General features: G+C 68.8%; 20 protein-coding genes. 7 read left to right on the plus strand and 13 right to left on the minus strand.

The window, feature by feature from the left end; genetic code table 11:
* The 6 genes from ACSC1W_RS16680 to ACSC1W_RS16705 all read right to left on the minus strand — a co-directional run bounded on the left by ACSC1W_RS16680 (position 1) and on the right by ACSC1W_RS16705 (position 7,890).
* A complete protein-coding gene (locus ACSC1W_RS16680) occupies positions 1 to 2,319 on the minus strand; it encodes an arylsulfatase (protein WP_435348730.1) in 2,319 nt (772 codons plus the stop codon).
* A gap of 12 nt (positions 2,320 to 2,331) precedes the next feature.
* Complete coding sequence (locus tag ACSC1W_RS16685; protein WP_435348731.1) at positions 2,332 to 4,650, minus strand: arylsulfatase; 2,319 nt, start codon at positions 4,648 to 4,650, stop codon at positions 2,332 to 2,334.
* Positions 4,651 to 4,987: 337 nt separating this feature from the next.
* Positions 4,988 to 5,461, minus strand: a complete 474-nt coding sequence (locus ACSC1W_RS16690; RefSeq protein WP_435348732.1) for a hypothetical protein — start codon at positions 5,459 to 5,461, stop codon at positions 4,988 to 4,990.
* Entirely contained in the window at positions 5,458 to 7,140 is a 1,683-nt protein-coding gene (locus ACSC1W_RS16695) for a b(o/a)3-type cytochrome-c oxidase subunit 1 (RefSeq protein WP_435348733.1), read from the minus strand. The genes ACSC1W_RS16690 and ACSC1W_RS16695 overlap by 4 nt, the downstream gene beginning before the upstream one ends.
* On the minus strand, positions 7,137 to 7,655 hold the full coding sequence (locus tag ACSC1W_RS16700; RefSeq protein ID WP_435348734.1) for a cytochrome c oxidase subunit II: 519 nt from the start codon (positions 7,653 to 7,655) through the stop codon (positions 7,137 to 7,139). Before ACSC1W_RS16700 ends, ACSC1W_RS16695 begins: the two co-directional genes overlap by 4 nt.
* A gap of 1 nt (position 7,656) precedes the next feature.
* Positions 7,657 to 7,890 (minus strand): hypothetical protein, encoded by a 234-nt coding sequence (locus ACSC1W_RS16705; RefSeq protein WP_435348736.1) that lies wholly within the window; start codon positions 7,888 to 7,890, stop codon positions 7,657 to 7,659.
* Between the two features lie 173 nt (positions 7,891 to 8,063).
* On the opposite strand from ACSC1W_RS16705, the gene ACSC1W_RS16710 reads away from it, so the two are divergent.
* The 6 genes from ACSC1W_RS16710 to ACSC1W_RS16735 all read left to right on the plus strand — a co-directional run bounded on the left by ACSC1W_RS16710 (position 8,064) and on the right by ACSC1W_RS16735 (position 13,271).
* Positions 8,064 to 8,240 (plus strand): DUF8131 family protein, encoded by a 177-nt coding sequence (locus ACSC1W_RS16710; RefSeq protein WP_435348737.1) that lies wholly within the window; start codon positions 8,064 to 8,066, stop codon positions 8,238 to 8,240.
* 1 nt (position 8,241) lies between these two features.
* Entirely contained in the window at positions 8,242 to 8,913 is a 672-nt protein-coding gene (locus ACSC1W_RS16715) for an SCO family protein (protein WP_435348739.1), read from the plus strand.
* Positions 8,910 to 9,425 (plus strand): TlpA family protein disulfide reductase, encoded by a 516-nt coding sequence (locus tag ACSC1W_RS16720; RefSeq protein WP_435348741.1) that lies wholly within the window; start codon positions 8,910 to 8,912, stop codon positions 9,423 to 9,425. The genes ACSC1W_RS16715 and ACSC1W_RS16720 overlap by 4 nt, the downstream gene beginning before the upstream one ends.
* Entirely contained in the window at positions 9,422 to 10,069 is a 648-nt protein-coding gene (locus tag ACSC1W_RS16725) for a cytochrome C biogenesis protein (RefSeq protein ID WP_435348743.1), read from the plus strand. Before ACSC1W_RS16720 ends, ACSC1W_RS16725 begins: the two co-directional genes overlap by 4 nt.
* A gap of 114 nt (positions 10,070 to 10,183) precedes the next feature.
* Positions 10,184 to 10,930, plus strand: coding sequence for a sulfite exporter TauE/SafE family protein (locus ACSC1W_RS16730; protein WP_435348745.1), 747 nt, complete (start codon positions 10,184 to 10,186; stop codon positions 10,928 to 10,930).
* 4 nt (positions 10,931 to 10,934) lie between these two features.
* Complete coding sequence (locus ACSC1W_RS16735; protein ID WP_435348747.1) at positions 10,935 to 13,271, plus strand: heavy metal translocating P-type ATPase; 2,337 nt, start codon at positions 10,935 to 10,937, stop codon at positions 13,269 to 13,271.
* Between the two features lie 34 nt (positions 13,272 to 13,305).
* Here ACSC1W_RS16735 and ACSC1W_RS16740 read toward each other — a convergent pair whose 3' ends face one another.
* From ACSC1W_RS16740 to ACSC1W_RS16760, 5 genes are all read right to left on the minus strand, one after another.
* A complete protein-coding gene (locus ACSC1W_RS16740) occupies positions 13,306 to 13,554 on the minus strand; it encodes a hypothetical protein (protein ID WP_435348748.1) in 249 nt (82 codons plus the stop codon).
* Positions 13,555 to 13,639: 85 nt separating this feature from the next.
* On the minus strand, positions 13,640 to 14,413 hold the full coding sequence (locus tag ACSC1W_RS16745) for a GTP cyclohydrolase IIa (RefSeq protein ID WP_435348750.1): 774 nt from the start codon (positions 14,411 to 14,413) through the stop codon (positions 13,640 to 13,642).
* Positions 14,414 to 14,814: 401 nt separating this feature from the next.
* Entirely contained in the window at positions 14,815 to 15,963 is a 1,149-nt protein-coding gene (locus ACSC1W_RS16750; RefSeq protein ID WP_435348752.1) for an MBL fold metallo-hydrolase, read from the minus strand.
* A 133-nt stretch (positions 15,964 to 16,096) separates the two neighbouring features.
* Positions 16,097 to 16,708: an SAM-dependent methyltransferase gene (locus ACSC1W_RS16755; protein WP_435348754.1), complete on the minus strand. Its 612-nt coding sequence runs from the start codon at positions 16,706 to 16,708 to the stop codon at positions 16,097 to 16,099.
* Between the two features lie 139 nt (positions 16,709 to 16,847).
* Positions 16,848 to 17,360: a high-potential iron-sulfur protein gene (locus ACSC1W_RS16760; RefSeq protein WP_435348756.1), complete on the minus strand. Its 513-nt coding sequence runs from the start codon at positions 17,358 to 17,360 to the stop codon at positions 16,848 to 16,850.
* 276 nt (positions 17,361 to 17,636) lie between these two features.
* Here ACSC1W_RS16760 and ACSC1W_RS16765 point away from each other — a divergent pair, with 276 nt between their 5' ends.
* Positions 17,637 to 18,542, plus strand: coding sequence for a DUF6159 family protein (locus ACSC1W_RS16765; protein WP_435348757.1), 906 nt, complete (start codon positions 17,637 to 17,639; stop codon positions 18,540 to 18,542).
* Between the two features lie 47 nt (positions 18,543 to 18,589).
* Here the strand turns inward: ACSC1W_RS16765 and ACSC1W_RS16770 are convergent, their stop codons facing one another.
* Both ACSC1W_RS16770 and ACSC1W_RS16775 read right to left on the minus strand, forming a co-directional pair.
* Complete coding sequence (locus ACSC1W_RS16770) at positions 18,590 to 19,531, minus strand: calcium/sodium antiporter (protein WP_435348758.1); 942 nt, start codon at positions 19,529 to 19,531, stop codon at positions 18,590 to 18,592.
* A gap of 15 nt (positions 19,532 to 19,546) precedes the next feature.
* Entirely contained in the window at positions 19,547 to 19,927 is a 381-nt protein-coding gene (locus ACSC1W_RS16775) for a DUF7522 family protein (RefSeq protein ID WP_435348760.1), read from the minus strand.
* Between the last annotated feature and the right edge of the window lie 18 nt (positions 19,928 to 19,945).

The following is a 19,945-nucleotide window of genomic DNA, read 5'->3' on the forward strand; positions in this document are numbered from 1 at the left end:
TCACTCTGTCGCCATGATGCGCTCCAGTTCGGCCTCGCGGTCGACGAACGGTTCGCCGCTGACGTCGACGGTCACCCGCGCGATGTCGCCGGTGAACTCGAACGGTTTGCGGTCGCGGTAGACGTCGCTGACGGCGCTGACGGCGTCCCGGCCACAGCTCAGTCCGGCGACGATACCGATCATGATCGGGACCGTCTTCGGGAGGTCGCCCTCGCCGACCTGCTGGTCGCCGTAGAAGAGGCTGACCGTCGCCGGGACGCCCTCGCCGTTCGCGACGTCGGGCTCGCCGGTCGCCTCGAACTCCATGCGGACCGAGATATCGCCCTCCGGGAGCGGTTCGTCCGCCGACACCTGGTACTCCTCGACGCCGACGTAGTTGTGGACGTAGTGCAGCCGGTCGTCCTCGACGAACAGACTGTACCCGCCCGACCGGCTCCCGTGTGCGAGCAGGACGCCCTCGGCGCCGCCCATCGGTACCGTCAGGTCCGCGGTGATGCTGTGGTCGCGGTTCAGTACCTTCACGGCGGCGTTCTCGGGGACGTGCTGGCCGCCTGGGTGGTACACGTACTGGTCGCGGGGTTTCCCCGGCTGGGGCCGGGGTTCCGCCAGTCGTTCGACGCCACGGCCGTCGAGCGGGAGGACGTCGTGCTTGCCGGCCTCGGTCCACCAGAGCTGGGCGAGTTCGAGCACCTTCTCCGGGTGCTCGTCTGCCACGTCGTGGGCCTCCGAGAAGTCCTCCTCGAGGTTGTAGAGTTCCCAGCCTGACTCCTCGAGGCTGGTCGCCGAGAGGTCCTCGGCCGTGATGCGCTGGCCGAACGGCCACGGGCGGACGGCGCGCCAGCCGTCGTGGTAGATGGCCCGCGTACCGATCATCTCGAAGTACTGGGTGGTGTGCTGTTCGGGCGCGTCCGGCTCGTCGAAGCTGTAGGCGAAGCTGGTGCCCTCGATGGGGGACTGGGAGTAGCCTTTCACCTCGTCCGGCGGGTCGATGCCCACCGCTTCGTAGATCGTCGGCACGAGGTCGATGGCGTGGACGAACTGGTCGCGGACCTCGCCCTCGGCGTCGATGCCGTCGGGCCAGGAGACGACGAGGGGGTCCGAGTTGCCGCCGCGGTAGCTCTCGCGCTTCCACCGGCGGAAGGGGGTGTTGCCGGCCCACGTCCAGCCCCAGGGGTAGTGGTTGAAGTGCTCGGGGCCGCCGAGTTCGTCCATCGCTGCGAGGTTCTCCTCGAAGTCCTCGGGGACGTTGTTGAAGAAGCGGTTCTCGTTGACGGAGCCGGTCGGGCCGCCCTCGGCGCTGGCGCCGTTGTCCGAGACCACCATCACGAGGGTGTTGTCCAGTTCGCCGAGTTCCTCGAGGTAGTCGAGCACCTTGCCGATCTGGGCGTCGGTGTGCTCGAGGAAGCCCGCGTACACCTCCATCATGCGGGCGTAGAGCTCCTGCTCCTCGTCCGAGAGCGAGTCCCAGCGGTCGACGTCCTCGTTCCGGGGCGACAGCTCGGTGTCCTCCGGGACGACGCCAGCCTTCTTCTGTTGCTCCAGGATCTGCTCGCGGGCCGCGTCCCAGCCCATGTCGAACCGGCCCTCGTACTTCTCTATCCACTCCTGGGGCACCTGGTGGGGCGCGTGGGCCGCGCCCGGACAGAAGTAGGTGAAGAAGGGTTTGTCGGGGTCGACCTGCTTGGCGTCGCCGATGAACTCGATGGTGCGCTGGGCGAGGTCCTCGGTGAGGTGATAGCCCTCGTCGGGCGTCGCCGGTGGTTCGACCTGGTGGTTGTCGTGGACCAGCGCCGGCGTGTACTGGTCTGTATCGCCGCCAAGGAAGCCGTAGAACCGCTCGAATCCCCGCTGTAACGGCCACTGGTCGTAGGGACCGGCCGCACTCGTCGACTCGGCTGGCGTGAGGTGCCACTTGCCGAGTGCGTAGGTGCTGTAGCCCTCCTCGACGAGCGCTTCCGAGACCATCCCGTTCTCGTGGGGGATGTGGCCGTCGTAGCCCGGGAAGCCCGTCGATGACTCGGCGATGGCGGCCATCCCGTTGGAGTGGTGGTTCCGGCCCGTCAACAGACAACTGCGCGTCGGCGAGCACAGCGCGGTCGTGTGGAAGTTGTTGTAGCGGAGGCCGTCGTCGGCGAGGCGGTCGATGTTCGGGGTGTCGATCAGGCCGCCGTAGCAGCCGAGCTGTCCGAAGCCGACGTCGTCGAGCGTTATCAGTAGGACGTTCGGGGCGTCCTCGGGGGCCCGGGTCTGTTCGGGCCACCACGGTTCCGATTCGTCGTACGTACGACCGATGTGGCCGTGGAAATCTCGTTCTGGCATTGGTTTCTCCGGTTACTCTCTCGCCATGATACGGTCCAGTTCGGCCTCGGGCTGGACGAACGGCTCGCCGCTGACGTCGACGGTCACCCGCGCGATGTCACCGGTGAACGCGAACGGCGTGCGGTCGCGGTAGACGTCGGTGACGGCGTTGACGCTGTCCTTCCCGCAGCTCAGCCCGGCCGTGAGGCCGGTCGTTATCGGAGTCGTCACGGGAATCTCGCCCTCGCCGACCTGCTCGTCGTCGTAGAACAGGCGGACGGTCGCCGGGACGCCCTTCCCGTTCGTGACGCCGGCTTCGCCGGTCGCCTCGAACTCCATACGGACCGAGACGTCACCCTCCGGGAGCATCTCGTCGGCGGCGACCTCGTACTCCTCGACGCCGACGTAGTTGTGGACGTACTTGAGGCGGTTCTCGTCGACGTACAGGGTGTAGCCACCGGAGCGGGAACCGTGGGCGAGCAGGGCGCCCTCGGCGCCGCCCATCGGCACCGCCAGGTCCGCAGTGATGCTGTGGTCGCGATTGAACACCCGGACGGCGGCGTTCTCGGGGATGTACTGCCCACCGGGGTGGTACACGTACTGGTCGCGCGACTTGCCGGGCTGGGGTCGCACCTCCGCGAGTCGCTGGGTGCCGCGCCCGTCGAGGGGGAGGACGTCGTATTTGCCGGCCTCGGTCCACCAGAGCTGGGCGAGTTCGAGCACCTTCTCCGGGTGCTCGTCTGCCACGTCGTGAGCCTCCGAGAAGTCCTCCTCGAGGTTGTAGAGCTCCCAGCCGGACTCCTCGAGGCTGGTCGCCGAGAGGTCCTCGGCCGTGATCCGTTGGCCGAACGGCCACGGGTGAACCGCGCGCCAGCCGTCGTGGTAGATGGCGCGGGTGGCCAGCATCTCGAAGTACTGGGTGGTGTGCTGTTCGGGCGCGTCCGGCTCGTCGAAGCTGTAGGCGAAGCTGGTGCCCTCGATGGGGGACTGGGAGTACCCCTTCACCTCCTCGGGCGCCTCGATGCCGGTCGCTTCGAGGACCGTGGGCATGAGGTCGATGGCGTGGACGAACTGGTCGCGGACCTCGCCCTCGGCGTCGATGCCGTCGGGCCAGGAGACGACGAGGGGGTCCGAGTTGCCGCCGCGGTAGCTCTCGCGCTTCCACCGGCGGAAGGGGGTGTTGCCGGCCCACGTCCAGCCCCAGGGGTAGTGGTTGAAGTGCTCGGGGCCGCCGAGTTCGTCCATCGCTGCGAGGTTCTCCTCGAAGTCCTCGGGGACGTTGTTGAAGAAGCGGTTCTCGTCGACCGAGCCCGAGGGGCCGCCCTCGGCGCTGGCGCCGTTGTCCGAGACCACCATGACCAGGGTGTTGTCCAGTTCTCCGAGTTCCTCGAGGTAGTCGAGCACCCGCCCTATCTGGGCGTCGGTGTGCTCGAGGAAGCCGGCGAACACCTCCATCATGCGGGCGTAGAGCTCCTGCTCCTCGTCCGAGAGCGAGTCCCACCGGTCGACGTCCGGGTTCTGCGGCGAGAGGTCGGTACCCTCGGGGACGACGCCCATCTCCTTCTGTCGTTCGAGGATGACCTCCCTTGCCTCGTCCCAGCCCATGTCGAACTCGCCCTCGTACTTGTCGGCCCACTCCTGGGGCACCTGGTGGGGCGCGTGACAGGCACCCGGGCAGAAGTAGGTGAAGAAGGGTTTGTCGGGGTCGACCTGCTTGGCGTCGCCGATGAACTCGATGGTGCGCTGGGCGAGGTCCTCGGTGAGGTGGTAGCCCTCCTCGGGCGTCGCCGGCGGCTCGACCTGGTGGTTGTCGTGGACCAGCGCCGGCGTGTACTGATCTGTATCGCCGCCGAGGAACCCGTAGTAGCGTTCGAACCCGCGGTTCAGCGGCCACTGGTCGTACGGTCCGGTGGCGCTCGTGGCCTCGGCCGGCGTGAGGTGCCACTTGCCCAGCGCGTAGGTGCTGTAGCCCTCCTCGACGAGCACCTCGGAGAGGAACCCGTTCTCGTGGGGGATGTGCCCGTTGTAGCCCGGGAAACCGGTCGATATCTCGGTGATGCCCGCCATGGCGTTCGAGTGGTGGTTGCGGCCCGTCAACAGGCAACTCCGCGTCGGCGAGCACAGCGCGGTCGTGTGGAAGTTGTTGTACCGGAGGCCGTTCTCCGCGAGTCGGTCGATGTTCGGTGTGTCGACGAGTCCGCCGTAGCAGCCTAACTGCCCGAAGCCCACGTCGTCGAGGACGACCATGAGGACGTTCGGTGCGTCCTCCGGCGCCCGGGTCTGTTCTGGCCACCACGGTTCCGATTCGTCGTACGTGCGTCCGATCTGTCCGTGAAATTCTTGTCGTGGCATGGTGTTCTCCCTGTCGACGGTCGATAGGACGCCCTCTGGGGGGCGAATCGGTCCCACGAACCGGGTCCGTGGTGCCCCGTGACAGATGGGTTCGCCTATTGAGGAGTCTATGGACTCCCCGGGTGCATTGTTATTATATCCCAATCGCCGTCGTTTCGCGCCGTACTTGCGGAAACCTCGCGTTTCTGCTCCGGTCGTCGGTTCTGGAACGACCCGGTACTCGGCGTCTCCGTCAGGGTTTCGCAGGAAAGTGAAGGTTACGCGACACGGCCTGGGAATCCGTTCCAGTCCGGGCCCGAACTCCGCCGTCGTACCTGTCGGCGACCGGACCGACTGCTCAGGCCACCGCGATGGGGGCGCGTCGGTCGTTCGTGATGACCGCGTTCGCGCCGTAGGTCACGGCCGTCACGTGGAGCGCGACGATGTCCGTGTCCGCAGGGACGGCCCACTCGCCGCCGACTGACCGGGCCTCGCCGGCGGGGATGCGGCCGGTCGACACAGTCTCCGACACTATCCCACCGTCGGCCGTCTCGACGCCGGTCAGTCGGAGTTCGTACGGTTCGCGGGTGTCGTTCGCGACGGACACCTCGACGCGCACGCCGGCGTCGGTTCGCTCGACGGCATCGATGCGTTCGGTCGGTCCCGTCTCGGGCAGGACGGTCGACCCCGGGGACGCGACCGTCGTCTCCGGTGCGTCCGACCCGCCATCGCCGTCGCCGAACACGAGGCCGAACAGGGTCGCGCTCTCGATGGCGACGGGGATGCCGACGCCGAGGCCGACGAGGAGGCGGACGACCGTCCGTCGCTTCATGTCGGGGCGGGCGGCACCCCCGGCGCGAAGGCGCCGTCGGCCACCAGGCTGTACAGCGGGAAGCCGTACGCGATGGCGACCAACACGACGGCGAGCGCCACCCAGATGCGGAAGTCGTCGAGCAGTCGCGGACTGTCGCTGGGCCCCGAGAGCGGCGCCGGAATCGTGCCGTCGACCTCGATGGTGCCCTTCTGCTCGACCAGCCAGGTCCCCGTCATCACGATGAGGAACATGACCAGCCCCACGAACAGCGCCGTCGCGCCGACGGCGATCTGTATCTGTATCTCCGGGATGGTCCCGAATGGCGTGTCGAAGACGACGTCCTGTGCGACGTTCCACTCCGGTTCGGCGGTGCGACGCGGGAGACCGGCGAGGCCACCGCGGTGCATCGCGTTCGACATCAGCGTCATGCCGACGAACCAGACGTACGGCTGGGCCGTCGCCAGGCGGCGGTGCTGGAGGCGCTTGCCCGTGACCTGTGGCCACAGCCAGTACGAGACGGCCATGAACGTCAGCGCGGAGGCCGTCCCGACGGTGAGGTGGAAGTGACCGGGCACCCAGAGCGTGTTGTGCACGAGGTAGTTGATGTTGAACCCGGCGTTGACCATGCCGGAGAACCCGCCGCCGGCGAACATCAGGCCGGCCAGCGCGGCCCCGGCGAACGCGGGGTCGTCCCACGGGAGCGTGCGGAGCCACCCGAAGTAGCCCGTCCCGCCGTTCTTGCGGGCGCCGTACTCCATGCTGGCGACCACGGTGAACGCGGTCAACAGACTCGGGAGCAACAGGAACATCGTGTTCGTCATCGCGACGAACTTGAACCCGGTCGGGATGCCGGGGTCGAGGTACTGGTGGTGGAAGCCGACGGGCGTCGACAGCACCAGGAACAGCAGGAAGACGACGCGGGCGAGCGGGTCGCTGAACAGGCGGCCGCCCGAGAGCTTCGGCAGGATGGTGTACCACACGAAGTACGCCGGCATCAGCCAGAAGTACACCACGGGGTGGCCGAAGTACCAGAACAGGGTGCGCGTGAGCAGCGGGTCGACCTCGGGGATGAGACCGAGCGACCACGGCAGCAGGAACACGAGCACCTCGATGGCCAGTCCGAGCGTGGCGATGTACCACATCAGCATCGTCACGATGGCCATGAACGTCTGGAGCGGGACGCGCTCGTCCGGGTTGTCCGCGCGCCAGGCGCGGAACGTCTGTATCCAGTCGAGGCCGGCGAGCCACGTCCCCAGCAGGAACATCGACAGGCCGATGTAGAAGATGGGGTGTGCCTGTAGCGGCGCGTAGAACGTGAACAGGACGTCCGCGCTGAACGGGATGCTGTCGACGAAGCCGCCGAGGATGGCGACCGTGGCGAACAGCGTGCCGACGGTCATGAGCGCGATCCACGCCTTCGTCGCCGCCGGGTTCGGGAGCGGTCTGTCGAGGCTCCGCGTGACCCCCCACGTGAAGATGCCCGCGAGGAAGAAGACGGTGAAGACCAGCGCGAGCAACACGCCGTGGGAGGTCAGGACGGTGTAGTAGTCGGTGGAGTCCATGACCCGGAGGACGCCGGTGCGGTGGAGCGCCTGTACCATCCCCATGAACCCGCCGATGCCCAGCGCGGCGAAGCTGATGGCGAAGCAGACGCGGACGACCTTCGCCTCGAAGGGGTACTCCTCGACGAACGTCACGACGAATCACTCCCGTTGTAGGTGTACTCGTCTTCGGGGACGACGACGAGTTTGCCCTCCATCACGTGGTGCCCGCCGCCGCAGTACTCGTTGCAGACGAGGCCGTAGGTACCGGGCTCGTCGAACTCGACCGTGATGGTCGCGACCTGTCCGGGGATGGCCATCGTGTTCGCGTTCGTGCCGGCCACCTCGAAGCCGTGTATCACGTCCGCACTCGTGATGTGGAACGTGACCTCGGAGTTGCTCGGCACGCGGATCGGCTGGTTCGTCCCCGGTTCGAAGAGGAACTGCCTGGTGACGACGTACACCTCGTACTCGTTCGGTCCGGTCTTTCGCACGCCGGGGTCGGAGAACTCGGAGTGGTTGTCGAGGTTCTGCGGGTCGACCGTCCCACCAATGTCGTCCACCATCTGGATGCCCAGGCCGACGGCCCCGTACGTGACGGTCGCGATGAAGCCGACGATGAGCAGCAACGACGCCACGAGCCAGAGTTTCTCGTATTTGTGGATGTGCACGTCAGCCCACCACCGTCGGTCCGTTCCCGAGGAACTCGACGAAGTACACGAACACCCACATGCCCACCAGTATCAGGAAGTACACGGCGATGAGGGCGAGCGTGCCGACCGGGTCGAAGTCCTCGTGGTCGAGGTCCTCGTCCGACGAACCGGCGACGGCGACGTCGTCCGCCCGTTCGCGCGTGACGACGTCGTCGGCCGCCTGCTCCCGTACGACCGGTGCCTCGTCGCTCACTGCCACCACCTCCGCTGGTCGGCGCTGGCACGAGCGTGCCACGTCCGATTGCAGTCTATCCACAACATTGCACGGTCGGGCGTTTACCCCAGTTCCCCCTATATCTGGAAGTCGATTCCCAGTGGTCGGGAATCGACGATATCTGAAAGCTACCGAGGTCTGTACGGCCCCACATGAACGTACGACAGGTCGCGTACCTCGCGCTCCTCGCAATCCCGGCCATCCTCGCCTACTCGACGAGTAGAACCCTGTATCCGGCGCTCGCGGTGGTGAACGTACTGCTCATTACGTGGGGCCTACTGCGGATGTTCGGCCCGAGCGAGACCGACCCGGACGAGGTGGCCCACTGAGATGCGGCGACGTGCGTACCTCGGCACTCTCGGGGCGGCGGTCGCGTCGGCGTCGGCTGGCTGTCTCGCGGGCGGGTCGGGCGGGTTGCCGAACACCTACCTGTCCGAACCGGACCGGGAGTACGACGCGGACGCACTCCCGTATCCCGTCCACGGCGACGAACTGCCGGCGACGAGTCTCCACGCACCCCTCCACGACACGACGGTTGACCTCGCCGACCAGGACCACGCCGCGTTCGTGACGTTCGTCTTCAGTCACTGCAACACGGTGTGCCCGGTGCTGACGACGGCGCTGCGCAACGTCCAGACGGCGGCCTCGCGCGACGGACGCCGCGAGAACGTCGCCTTCTTCGAGGTGACGTTCGACCCCGAGCGCGACACCGCGGCCCGACTCCGCGAGTACCGCGAGCAGCACGACGTCGCACCCGAGGACTGGTACTTCCTCAGGCCGGCGGACCCGGAGCAGGCCGAAGACGTCGTCACCGACGAGTTCGGCGTGGCGTTCGAGCGCACCCACCCGGAGGAGATGGACATGTACATGTTCGCACACACGGCCCTCGTCCTCCTGGCCAACGCCGACGGCTACGTCGAACGCGCCTACCAGTCGAAAGCACCGGACTGGAACCGACTGTACGACGACTACCGGGCGCTCGAGGAGGCGGGTGGCGCGTGAACCGCCGGACGCTCCTCGCGGGCGTCGGCGGCGGCGTCGCGGTCGGACTGGGTGCCCGGTTCGCGCTGTCCAGCGACGGTCCGGACACCCTCGAACCCGCGACCGTCGACGCGGTCGGCCCGGACGGCGGCGACGCCGGCGCGGTCACCGTCCCCGGGTCCGGCGTCCCGACCGTCGTGGACCTGTTCGCGACGTCCTGTCGCCCCTGTGACGACCAGGTGGCGGCCCTCTCGACGGCCCGGGAGCGACTCGACGTCGACGCGACGTTCGTCTCCGTCTCGAACGAACTCGTCGGCGAGCGCCTGACCCGGCGGGACGTCGCGGACTGGTTCGCCGACGCGGGCGGCACGTGGACCGTCGCGCTCGACGACGACAGCACGCTCATCCACCGACTGGGTGCCCGCGAGATACCGTTCACCGCCGTCGTGGCACCGGACGGCCGGGTCACGTGGTCGGAGTCGGGCGTCACCAGCGCCGACCGGGTCGTCGAGGAGGTGCGGGCCGTCGCATGAACGAGAGCCTCGTCACCGCCTTCACGGCGGGCGCCGCCTCGACCTTCGCGCCGTGTGCCTACCCGCTCCTCCCGGGCTACGTCGGCTACTACGTGGCCAACGCCGACGACGAGGACCCGATGTCCGGCGCACTCGTCAGGAGCGTCGCGGCCGGTGTGGGGGTGCTCGCCGTGTTCGCACTCGCGGCGCTCGTTCTGTCGACGCTCGGCAGGCAGGCCCTGGACGCCCTCACCGTCGCGGAACCGGTCGTCGGGGTGGCCCTCGTCGTGGTCGGCGTCGCCCTGCTGTCCGGTCGCGTCGACGTCCACGTGGCGCTCCCGAAGCGCCGCCGTTCGGTGGCCGGGTTCGCCGTGTTCGGCGCGGGCTACGCCGTCGCCGCGGCCGGGTGCCTGCTCCCCGTCTTCGTCGCCGTCCTCGGACAGTCGCTCGCCCAGCCGGCGGGTGTGGCGGCCCTCTCCGTCGGTGCGTACGGCACCGGCATGGCGCTCCCGCTCGTCGGCGTCACCCTGCTGGCCGGTGCCGGCTACGACGTCGGGACCGACACGCTCCCCCGCGTCGCAGAGCACGCGAACCGCGTCGCGGGCGTGCTCGTCGTCGCGGCCGGCGTCTGGCACCTCGCGGCAGTCGCGGGGGTGGTCGCGTGAGCGAACGTCGTGAGCGAGTGCGAGTATACCGGGGCTCTGCTCCGGGGGTGGTCGCATGAGCGAGCATCGCGAGCGAGTGCGAGTACACTGGAGCGACGCTCCAGGGGTGGTCGCGTGAGCGACGCGTCGCTGGCCGCGTTCTTCGTGGTCGGCCTGTTCGGCGGCGCACACTGCATCGGGATGTGCGGTCCGCTCGTGACCATGTACGCCGACCGCATGGGCGGCGACAGGAAGCGCCTCCGGTGGTACGACGTCCGGCAGCACCTCCTGTTCAACCTCGGCCGGACCGCCAGTTACGCGGTCGTCGGCGCGCTGTTCGGCGCGCTCGGGCTGGTGTTCTTCGACGCCGCCGCGGTCACGCCCCTCGCGGACGTCGTGCGCTCCGTGACCGGCATCGTCGTCGGTCTGTTCGTCGTCGGGACCGGCCTCGTCTACGTCTTCCGCGGGACCGTCCCCGACCACCGCGTCCCCGGACTCGACGGCGCGTTCGGGCGCGTCTACGGCGCTCTCACGGCCAGGGTCGACGGCTGGGTCGAGGGGCCCGGCATCGCGGGCCTCGGTGCTGTCCACGGCCTGCTGCCGTGTCCGATCCTCTACCCGGCGTTCCTCTACGCCTTCGGCACCGGTGCGCCGACGGAGGGGGCGCTCTCGCTGGCCGCGCTCGGCCTCGGGACGCTCCCCGCGGTGTTCCTCTACGGGACCGTCGTCGGTGCCGTGAACACCGCAGACCGCGTCCGCCTGCACCGTGCGCTCGGCGTCGCGTTCGTCGTGCTGGGGGTCATCCCGCTGTCGAACGGCCTGGCCGTCTTCGGTATCCACGTCCCGCACGTTCCACTGCCCATGCCGATGCCGACGTACTGACGCCATGTCCTGTGACCTCTGTGACCTGCCGACGCCCGACCCGCCCGTCACCGCGGGAGACGTCGAGGGCGAGTTCTGCTGTCGGGGGTGTCTCGCCGTCTCCCGGGAGTTCGACGACCTTGACGACGCCCGGGCGGTCGTCGACGAGGACGAGGACGAGGGCGAGGCCGACGCCGACGAGGGGGCCCTGTCCGACGGCGAGACGGCCTACGTCCGCGTCGACGGGATGCACTGCACGACGTGCGAGGCGTTCCTCGAACACGAGGCCGGGGACGAACCCGGCGTGGTCGACGTCGAGACGAACTACGCGAACGACCTCGCCCGCGTCGTGTACGACCCGTCGCGCCTGCGCGAGCAGGACCTGCCGGGCCTGTTCGACCGTGCCGGCTACAGCGGCCACGGACTCGACGAGGAGGAGGGAGACGACGGGAGCGAACTCCTGCGGTTGCTCGTCGGCGGCTTCTTCGGCATGATGACGATGCTGTGGTACGTCCTCATCCTCTATCCCACGTACCTCGGACTGGACGCGCAGTTCCTGCTGGCGGACCTCTCGGGGTCGTTCGGCGGCTACCTGCTCGCGAACGTCTTCGTGAACGCCACGGTGGTGCTGGTCTTCACCGGCCGTCCCATCCTCCGGGGCGCGTACGTCAGCCTCCGCGCCGGGCACCCGAACATGGACCTGCTCGTGTCGCTGGCCGCCGTCAACGCCTACCTCTACAGCACGGCGACGATGCTCCTCGGCGGGGTCGACGTCTACTTCGACATCACCGTCGTCGTCGTCATGGCCGTCGCCGTCGGGAACTACTACGAGGCTCGCGTCAAGCGCCGGGCCGCCGGCACGCTGGCGGACCTCACCGGCGAACGGGTGACCGACGCGCGCCGTCGCACCGGAACCGGAACCGAGACCGTCCCCGTGGAGGCCCTGACCGCCGGCGACGAACTGCTGGTCAAACCCGGCGAACGCATCCCGGTCGACGGCGACGTCGTGGAGGGCACCGCCGCCGTCGACGAGTCGCTTCTGACAGGCGAGTCGGTCCCCGTCCGCGTCGAACCCGGCGACCCGGTGCCGGGCGGCGGCGTCGTGACCGACGCTCCGCTCGTCGTCGCCGTCGACGAGGGGGGCGCGAGCACCATCGACCGCCTGGTCACGCTCCTCTGGGACGTCCAGGCGGGTGGCTCGCGCGCCCAGCGCCTCGCGGACCGACTCGCCGGCGTGTTCGTCCCGCTGGTCGTCCTCGTCGCCGTGCTCGCGGTCGGCGTCCAGCTCGCCACGGGGGCGTCCGTCACGGCGGCGCTACTCACCGGACTCGCCGTGCTCGTCGTGTCCTGTCCGTGTGCGCTCGGCCTCGCGACGCCACTCGCCGTCGCCTCCGGCGTGACGGCCGCGCTGGACCGCGGTATCGTCGTGGGCGACGGGAGCGTCTTCGAGGACGCCACCGAGACGGACACCGTCGTGTTCGACAAGACCGGCACCCTCACCACCGGCGACATGCGCGTCCACCGCGTCGACGGCGGCGACGAGGTGCTCGCCCGTGCCGGCGCGGTCGAACGACTCGCGACCCACCCAATCGCGGACGCGGTCGCCGACGCCGCACCCGAGACGGACGCCGACGTGACGGCCTTCGAGAACCACCCCGGCCGCGGGGTCAGCGCCGACGTCGACGACAACCGGGTCGTCGTCGGCCACCCGGACCTGTTCGCGGCGCGTGGCTGGTCCATCCCCGACTTCGTGCGGGACGGGGTCGACGACGCCCGGGCCGACGGCGACGTCCCCGTGGTCGTCGGCTGGGACGGGCGCGCCCGTGGACTCGTCGTCGTCGGCGACGACCCCCGCGACGGCTGGGCGGCCGTGGTCTCCAGGCTGGCCGACCGGGGCAAGCGCGTCGTCGTCCTCACCGGCGACGACGAACGCGCCGCCGAGCGCTTTCGCGACCACGAGGCCGTCGCCGACGTGTTCGCCGGCGTGCCACCCGAGGGGAAGGTCGCCGTCGTCGAACGCCTCGCCGCCGACGGCACCGTCGCGATGGTCGGCGACGGCAGCAACGACGCACCCGCCCTCGCCGTCGCCGACGTCGGCATCGCCCTCGACTCCGGGACGGCCCTCGCAGCCGACGCCGCCGACGTCGTCGTGACCAGCGCCGACCTCGACCGCGTGCCGGAGGTCTTCTCGCTGACGACGGGCGCCCGCCGTCGCATCCGGGAGAACCTGACCTGGGCGCTCGGCTACAACGCGCTCGCCATCCCCGCCGCAGCGCTCGGCTACCTCAACCCGCTGGTCGCCGCGGTCGCGATGGCGGCGTCGAGCCTCCTCGTCGTCGGCAACTCCTCTCGGCGGCTCTGACGACGACGTGGCGAGAAGGGAACTCGGTTAGGGACTACCGGTGGAAGGACTGCGCCGGGGGCGTCCGCCGTCGCTTCCGGGCCAGCAGCGCCATCACGACGCCGAGCACGAGCGTCGCGAGCACCGTGCCGACGATCATCGGCGACAGGTGCGTGAGGATGCCGGCGTCCGAGAGCAACAGGTACAGTCCGCCCAGCGAGAGGACGGCGGCGATGAGCCACACTGCACCACGAGCGAGCGATATCACGTCCGGTCCTTGTCTCCTCGTCTGGGTTCGCGTCATGTACGGTGGTACGACGTACCGTTAAAAAAACGAGGTCGCCGATTCCAGACGACTGAGAATCGGGGCAGGCGCGGCGACGGACCCGTCAGTCGGCCGCGTCCGCGGGCGGTGCCGTCGCGCCGTCCGCGAAGACGGTCGCCCGGTCGGACTCGCGGCCGACCTCGAGTGCGCGTTTCGCGTCCATCCCCGCCGTCGCCGGCGTAACGCCCTGCCCGACGCCGACGCGAAGGTCGACGCCGGCCCTCGCCCGGGCCTCGTCGATGACACCGTCGTACGTCGATTCGGCCAGGAGGGGACACAGCGCGAGGACGTTGTCGCCGCCGACGAAGAACGCGAGGCCGTGGTGCTCGTACAGGGTGCGCGAGACGGCCTCGAAGGTACTCGTCATCGCGAGGAACGAATCGTACGCCCCCGTCTCGTCGGTGTAGGTCGCCGTCGCGTCGACGACGTCGAAGTGCGCGACGTGGAAGGGGTCGGCAGCCGCCAGCGCCGTGCCGCGACACGCTTCCGTCCGGGTGCTGTCCTGGGCACTCCCCGCTGCCTGGAGGCGGTCGGTCGCGTCCTCGACGGCGCTCCGTGGCGTCGACCCGGTCCCGATGCCCGCGCTGAGGGTGACCGGGTACCGGTTGCGGATGGTGGACTGGAGCGTCTCGTGTGCGCCCCGGTCGATGCCGCTGGTGAACGCGAGCAGGTTGTCGCCCCGGGCGTAGAACGCGTACCCGTCGCGCGACCCGACGAAGGAGGCGACGTCGGCGTAGACCCGCGACTGGAGCGTCTGGAGGTCCATCTCGGCACGGGGCGCCGGCGTCGTCGTCCACGGTCCGTAATCGTCCAGCTGGAAGAGCGTCGCCTGCATCATCGTTCGAGTTTCGAGGGGCCGTCTGTGGAGGTGCGTCGCCCTGTGGAAGTACGTCCGGCCGTGGACGAGCGTCCGGCGTCGTGGGCCGTGGCGTGTGACCCATCGTCTGCGGCGGTTCTGCGGCCGCGGTCGCCCACAGTACGTCCGACGGCTCGGACCGTCCCGGTCTCCTCGATGACTCCGGTGTACATCGTGTGGTTCGACCGACTTGGACGCGCCACATATGCTTTCCTATTCCAGCATGCATACCGATTCCGTGATGGGTGCGGGCATGGCCGGAGCCACACGGGTCGTGGCTTACCCGAAAACGGGTTTCGTCGGTTCGAGAACGGTGGGGCACCATCGTCACGCGGGGCTGACCCCGAGAACGAACGGACGGCTCTCTCGTCCCGGCGGACCCGTCACGCGGCGCAGTTGTTCGGACCGAGTTCGAGTTCCGTCGCCTCGCTGTCGCTCTCGACCGCGGTGCGGCCGGTGTTGATGTCGATGACGGTCTCGTAGTTCGGGGGCTTCTCGGGGGCGTTCTCCACGAGTCGGTCGACGAACGTCTCCCTGTCGAGTTGCAGGAGGTCGAGGCGCTCGCGGAGGGCACCGAGGGTCGCCTCGATGGGTTCGCCCGGCGTCCCGCCCTCGACCCGGCCGTCGGGGGTCACGGAGACGTGCCCCGGCAAAACCCGCGTGTCGTCCGGCAGTTCGAGTATCACGTCGTGGAGCGTGTCGTACAACTGCTCTGCGCCCTCTGCGGCCCCCTCGTCCCCGAACTGGAGTTCGGTCCGGCCGACCGAGTCGACGAACAGCGTGTCGGCCGAGAGCAGGAACTGGTCGTCCACGAGGTAGTTCACCATGTCCGTGGTGTGACCCGGCGCGTGGAGGGCGGTCAACTCGACGTTGCCGACCTTGATGGTGTCGCCGTCCTCGACGGGTCGGTAGTCGTACTCGACGTCCCGGTCGCTCGCCCCCGCACCGAGCAGGTACGGGACGCCTAGCGTCTCGGCGAGGGCCGGCGTCCCCGAGATGTGGTCGGCGTGGACGTGCGTGTCGACGGCCGTCCCGATGGTCAGTCCGGCCTCTTCGGCGGCTATCTCGTAGACCTCGCGCTGGCGCGTCACGTCCACGACGGCGGCCTCGCCGGTCTCGCGCGACCCGACGACGTAGCCGAGACAGCCCTTGCCGCGTCGCTGTATCTGGCGGAGGACCAGGTCGTCGCTGCCGGTCTCGATGGGCACGACCTCGTGCACCTTGCTCCAGTCCTCCATCCCTCCCTTGACGACGGTCACGTCGTCGAACCCGTGCTCCTCCATGTCGAACGCGAACGGCGTCGACGTCAGCCCTTTGCCGCAGATGGTGAGGAACTGGTCCCCGTCCGTGAGCTCCCGAACCGTCTCCAGTTGCTCGTCGCTGACGCCCTCTCGCGGGTCGTACGGGACGTTCTTCGCACCCCTGACGTGCCAGGCCTCGTAACTGTTCTCCGGCCGTGTATCGACGAGCAGGAACGACTCGCCCGCGTCGAGTTTGTCGGCGAGTTCCTCGGCAGTGATCTGGTCGACCATCGTACCTCGACGGTTCGACGGCGCGGCGCATAGGCGTTGTTTCCAGATGAATAGGGTCGCACCGGGAGGACGATGCCCTCGGTCGGACCGGCACCAGGTAGGCCCGGTGCCCGAGCGAGCGACCTGGTCGGCGTCACTCCGGTTTCTGGGCGAAGAGCACCTCTGCCGCGTGTTCGTGCGGTTCGCCGCCGGAGTCGTCCTCGAAGACGATGGATTCGGCGTCGAGGGTCGTCCACGTCGAGTAGTAGTCGGCCAGCTCTGCGGGGTCGTAGAAGTGCTCGTTCTCGGTCCAGTCTGGCGGGGTCGGCACGTCGGGGTGGTCGACGAACGCGAAGACGACGTGGACGCCGCCGGGCGTCGTCGCGGCCTGTAACGCCCGGAACTGCCGGCGGCGGTTCTCGGGGCGGAGGTACTGGACGGCCCCGACGGAGTAGACGACGTCCACCGGTTCCGGGACCGCCAGGTCGTTGACGTCGGCCTCCAGGGTCCGGACCTCGACGCCGCGTTCGTCGGCCAGTCGTCGGGCCTTCGCCAGGCCCGCCGGCGAGTCGTCCATCGCGTACACGTCGTGGCCCTGCTCGGCGAAGAAGACGGCGTCGCGCCCCTCGCCGGCCCCGACGTCCAGCACGGTGACCGACCCGTCCGACGGCAGGTGCTCCAGGGTCCGTCTGGCGAGGTCGTTCGGTTCGGTCCCCCAGTAGTACTCGTCGCGTCCGTACGCTCGTTCGCGTTCGTCGTGTTCCATCGTGTCGTCGGCTCCCGATTTCCGCCGACGGGGAAAACTGCGGCGGTCCCGGCCGGCCATCGCCGTACGTGTTCTCGGGGACAGGGCGGCGCGTGGTCGCGTCCGAACGCGGTGTGGCAGAAGTGGCAGGTCGGTGATTCTACTCGTCGTCCTCGTCGATGGCCTCCCAGAGACCGCACCAGTCATCGGCGCCGATGTAGCCCTCGACCTTCACGCAGGCACCGAACCCGTCGCCGTTCTTGTCGGGGATGAACTCCTCGCAGTTCTCGCAGGTCTGGCCCTCGGGGGCGAGTCCGGCGGCGACCGCTTCCGAGGCCTCCTGGAACCTCGCCGCCTCCTTGGTCACCAGCCCGTCGGGGTCGCGCTGCTCGCCAGCCTGCGACGTCGCAGTGCGGTACTCCTCTGGAACGGGGCCGCTCACGAACTCCTCTTCCGAGACGCCCTCCGGTAGCTCCTCTTCCTCCCCGTCCATCTCACCGTCCCCGCCCGTCGTGGTGGCGGTGTCCGCCGGGGCTCCGCCCTCCTCGGTCGGTGACGGCGATTCGGTGGCCGGACTCTCGCCGTCGCCTCCCACGCACCCCGCGAGACCGACGGCCGTGACGCCACTCGCCAGTCTGACGAACCGGCGACGCGTCTGTTCGAACAGTTCCATGGTATATTGTAGCACGATATCGATGTTAAGCGTTCTCCGAACGTCACGTTCGATGACACCACAGACACGTATCTCAGGTCGAACCGGGGAGGACGTGTGGACCGTCTCAACAGCAATCGGGACGGGAAGACCACTCGCTCGGCGTCGCGAACGGGAGGTCGCTCGTTGCCGGTCCGCTCGTCGGCGACCGCGGACGATGCGTCGAGACCGCGGGGGTGCCGACGACGACCGGAACGGCCGCTAGATTGATTCCCCAACGGCGAGACCGGTCGACGGATGCGTAGAAACGCCGGTGCCATACTGAGCAATGGAATCCAGCCGACGATTCGGACCGTGGCGTTCCTCCGGGACCACCCCAGGCTCGGCTGGTTTCCGGCGCTCGGGGTGGGTGGGTCGTTGCTCGTCTGGCTGGGATTCTTCCTGGTCTTCCGGCCACTCACAAGGGCTGTCGGTGTCGCGCTGATCGAGACCGTCGGACTGGACCCGCTCTCCGCGTTCACGTTCGGACTGTACGCGTCGACGTTGCTGCTGTTCTCGGCCCTCGCGACGGTCGTTCTCTTCACGAACGCCGGTCTGGTCGCATGCACGGCCCGACTCGTCGACGGCGAACCGGTCTCCATCGGGGCAGGGGTGGCCGACGCGTTCAGGGCGCTTCCACAGCTCGTCGTCCTCGCCGTCCTCACCGGTGCGGTGGGCCTCGTCGTCGCACTCCTCGAACGCCGGACCGAACGACTCGGGACGGTGTTCGCCGCGACCGTCGGGACCTCCTACGTCGCGCTGACGTTCTTCGTCACGCCCGCGGCCGTCCTCGACGGGGCCCCAACGGTCGAGATGTTCCGCGAGAGCGCGTCGATGGTCCGCTCGAACGTCGGAGACGTGGCCGCAGTGCACCTCGGCGTCGTTCCGGTGGTCGGGACGCTGTTCTCGATCCCCTTGTTCGTGATGCAGTTCGCAGTCGCGGTCGACATGGCGGTCGGAACGAAGCAGCTTCCGGCACTGCTCGAACAGCACGTGGTCGTCCTCGGCGGCATCCCCGCCCTCTCGATGTGGGTCGGGCTCGTCCTCGGCGCGTCGCTGGCAGCGGTCGCCAAGACTGCGACGTACGTCGCCATCGTCGAGGACCGGTCGTCGGTCCCGGTGCTCGACGCCGAAGTCACGGACGTGGTCGTTACCTCCGGGTGACCAGCCCGGTCCGTGGATACAGTGTCACCCGGTTCCGGCCGGTGACGTCAGGGGAGGAAGTCCACGACCCAGTTGATGGCGTTCAGCCCGACCAGGAGACCGCCTTCGAGCCGGGAGAGCACGTTCCGGGACCAGAAGAGCACCGTCACGACGAGCACGATACCGAGCAGCCAGGCCATGCTCTCGATGGCCGTGTTGGCGACGGGAAGCGGTCTGACGAGCGCCGCGAGTCCCAGCACGCCGAGGAAGTTGAAGACGCAGCTTCCGACGAGGTTGCCCGCGGAGATGCCGGTTCGGCCGCGCCGGACCGCGACCATCGAGGTGGCGAACTCCGGCATCGAGGTGCCGGCGGCGACGATGGTCACGCCGATGGCCCACTCCGAGACGCCCGCGTCTCGTGCGAGGTTCGACGCCGCGAGGACGAGCAGGTGCGCCCCGGCGACGACGATGGCGAGGCCGCCGACCAGCCGGACCACGTCGGTCCACTGGAACGCGACTGGTGCGCGCTCCTCGGGGCGGAGGCTGCCGCTTCCCGTCCGGACGAGCACGAAGAGGTACGCCGCCAGCAGGGCTAACAGCAGGCCCCCTTCGAGTCGTGAGAGTCGCAGGTCCCACAGCAGCGCGAAGACCAGCACGGTCGCCCCGAGCAACGTGACGCTGTCGCGCCTGACGAGGTCCTGCGAGGTGGGCAACTCGCGGACGAGGGCGACCCCGCCGAGGATGAACCCGAGGTTCACGACGTTCGACCCGACGACGTTCGCGACGGAGATGTCCGACTTCGCGGCGAGTGCGGCGTCGAGGGTCACGGCGAACTCCGGGGCCGAGGTCCCGAAGGCGACGACCGTGAGGCCGACGACGAGTCCGGGCAGTCGGAGTCGCCTCGCGATGCGACCGGCCCCCCGAACGAACTGCAACGCTCCGTACCATAGGCCGACGACGGCGACGGCGACCAGTGCGAGGTCGACGAGTACGTCCGTGCGAACCACCATCTGTTGCCAACCGGTTCACCCCTCCAGTCGCGCCAGACACGCCTCCCGGAACTCGGGGAGCGTGACCTCCTCGCCGCGTTCGACCTTGACGACGACGCCGTTCCGGTCGTCCAGGTAGAGGTGAATCGCCATCGCACGCTCGTGTTCGACGACGAGGGACCGCGCCTCGCCGAGGTGGGAGTACACGTCCTCGACGTGGTCCTTGTTGAAGACAGTCATCGACCGGTGGATGACGACGTCAAGTTCCTGTTCGGAGAGTTCGGACTCCAGCCCCTTCCGGATGTAGTGGACGTGATACGAGAACGCTTCGTGGTCGAACGCCGCGACCCACCGGAGCGAGTCGCCGAAGCGGTCGTGCAGGAACGAGACCAACGCCTCGTAGTTCGGCTTCGCCATGTGTAGGGAGTCGGCGAC

This window comes from Haloarchaeobius marinus, assembly GCF_051207415.1.
In the GTDB taxonomy this organism is placed as follows: Archaea; Halobacteriota; Halobacteria; order Halobacteriales; family Natrialbaceae; genus Haloarchaeobius.